The following is a 2,482-nucleotide window of genomic DNA, read 5'->3' on the forward strand; positions in this document are numbered from 1 at the left end:
TGTAGTCTCAGGCAGACTCGAACTGCCGACCTCTACATTATCAGTGTAGCGCTCTAACCAGCTGAGCTATGAGACTCTTTCTGCGAGCAGTGTCAGCCTTCAGTTGGCAGTAATAGCATACTGTGGACTGAGTACTGGCTACTCTTTTATATATAAATTGACAGCGACAGAGAACAAACCCTTATCGTAATGTTTGCGATACTTTTGGTCGTCTTTCTCTAGAAAGGAGGTGTTCCAGCCGCACCTTCCGGTACGGCTACCTTGTTACGACTTAGCCCTAGTTACCGATTTTACCCTAGGCCGCTCCTTACGGTGACGGACTTCAGGCACTCCCAGCTTCCATGGCTTGACGGGCGGTGTGTACAAGGCCCGGGAACGTATTCACCGCATCATGGCTGATATGCGATTACTAGCGATTCCAGCTTCACGGAGTCGAGTTGCAGACTCCGATCCGAACTGTGATAGGGTTTATAGATTCGCTCCTTCTCGCGAAGTGGCTGCTCTCTGTCCCTACCATTGTAGCACGTGTGTAGCCCAGGACGTAAGGGCCGTGATGATTTGACGTCATCCCCACCTTCCTCACGGTTTGCACCGGCAGTCTTGTTAGAGTTCCCGACATCACTCGCTGGCAACTAACAACAGGGGTTGCGCTCGTTATAGGACTTAACCTGACACCTCACGGCACGAGCTGACGACAACCATGCAGCACCTTGTAAGCAGTCCGAAGAAAGGGGTATCTCTACCCCATGCAGCCTACATTTAAGCCCTGGTAAGGTTCCTCGCGTATCATCGAATTAAACCACATGCTCCACCGCTTGTGCGGGCCCCCGTCAATTCCTTTGAGTTTCATTCTTGCGAACGTACTCCCCAGGTGGGATACTTATCACTTTCGCTTAGCCACCCAGATAAATCCGGACAGCTAGTATCCATCGTTTACGGCGTGGACTACCGGGGTATCTAATCCCGTTCGCTACCCACGCTTTCGTCCATCAGTGTCAATGTATTGTTAGTAACCTGCCTTCGCAATCGGTATTCTATGTAATATCTATGCATTTCACCGCTACACTACATATTCTAGCTACTTCACAATAATTCAAGAAAGCCAGTATCAAAGGCAATTCTACAGTTGAGCTGCAGGATTTCACCTCTGACTTAACCTTCCACCTACGGACCCTTTAAACCCAATGATTCCGGATAACGCTTGGATCCTCCGTATTACCGCGGCTGCTGGCACGGAGTTAGCCGATCCTTATTCTTACGGTACCGTCAGCGCCCTACACGTAGGACGGTTTCTTCCCGTATAAAAGCAGTTTACAACCCATAGGGCAGTCTTCCTGCACGCGGCATGGCTGGATCAGGCTTCCGCCCATTGTCCAATATTCCTCACTGCTGCCTCCCGTAGGAGTCTGGTCCGTGTCTCAGTACCAGTGTGGGGGATCCCCCTCTCAGGGCCCCTACCTATCGTTGCCATGGTGTGCCGTTACCACACCATCTAGCTAATAGGACGCATGCCCATCTCTTACCGTAACCTTTACCCTGACGATCCATGCGGATGTCAGGGGCCATGGGGTGTTAATCTTCATTTCTAAAGGCTATCCCCCAGTAAGAGGTAGGTTGCATACGCGTTACGCACCCGTGCGCCGGTCGCCGGCGGAAAAGCAAGCTTTTCCCCGCTGCCCCTCGACTTGCATGTGTTAGGCCTGCCGCTAGCGTTCATCCTGAGCCAGGATCAAACTCTTCATCGTTAAATCTTAAATATTATTAACGACCTTATAAAAGAATCTTCAGTACTCAAAATGGTCTATTCTCTTGTCGACCACAACCGTTTCCAGTTGCAATCTTACGCTGTCAATCCAATATGTCTATGAACTTTTTTTGCTTGGCCAAACCTCGTTTCCTCGTTTGGCGGGTGCAAATATAAAACCCTTTTTTTTCTCCCACAATACTTTTTCGTTTTTTTTCGAAAAAAAATTTTTCGGCCCTTTCCGTTGCCTAAAAACCATTGCTAGTGGATGAACTTATGCAGCAACAGGATGCCCTGTTTTTGCGGGTGCAAACATACGACCCTTTTTCGTTTCCGCAAGCTTTTTTTTGGTTTTTTTTCCAGGCGCCTTCCGGGCTCCCTTTTTCCCTAAAAAAACTGTCTGTGAATGAACGTCTCGCCTAACAGGTCGCCCTGTTTTTAGCGGCTGCAAACATACGACCCTTTTTCTTTTTCGCAAGCACTTTTTTTACTTTTTTTTGCCCCCTGGACGCCACCCAAACATAACCCGCTTATTTACCGCCCTTTATGCCCGAAACTTTTTTTTTGGAAAGACCGGAGGGCACTCCCTCACCGTACCTGAACGGACAACTTGGCCCTGCCGCCCTTCCCTGTACTATATATATAATGTCCCTTGGAACGCAAAACCAATCCGTTACTGCGCCCCCACCCCGGCGCTGACCCCGCGTGAGGGATTGAACGGCATGCCTGAGCTCGCCA

Annotated in this window: 1 tRNA gene and 1 rRNA gene; both read right to left on the reverse strand. The window is 49.6% G+C overall.

Annotated features, from left to right (window positions below):
- Window positions 1-2: 2 nt before the first annotated feature.
- Window positions 3-76, reverse strand: a tRNA-Ile gene (locus MR062_RS17585).
- Between the two features lie 146 nt (window positions 77-222).
- A 16S ribosomal RNA gene (locus MR062_RS17590) occupies window positions 223-1,745 on the reverse strand.
- Window positions 1,746-2,482 lie beyond the last annotated feature (737 nt).

Origin of the sequence: Aestuariivivens insulae (assembly GCF_022662195.1) — a bacterium.
Lineage (GTDB): Bacteria > Bacteroidota > Bacteroidia > Flavobacteriales > Flavobacteriaceae > Aestuariivivens > Aestuariivivens insulae.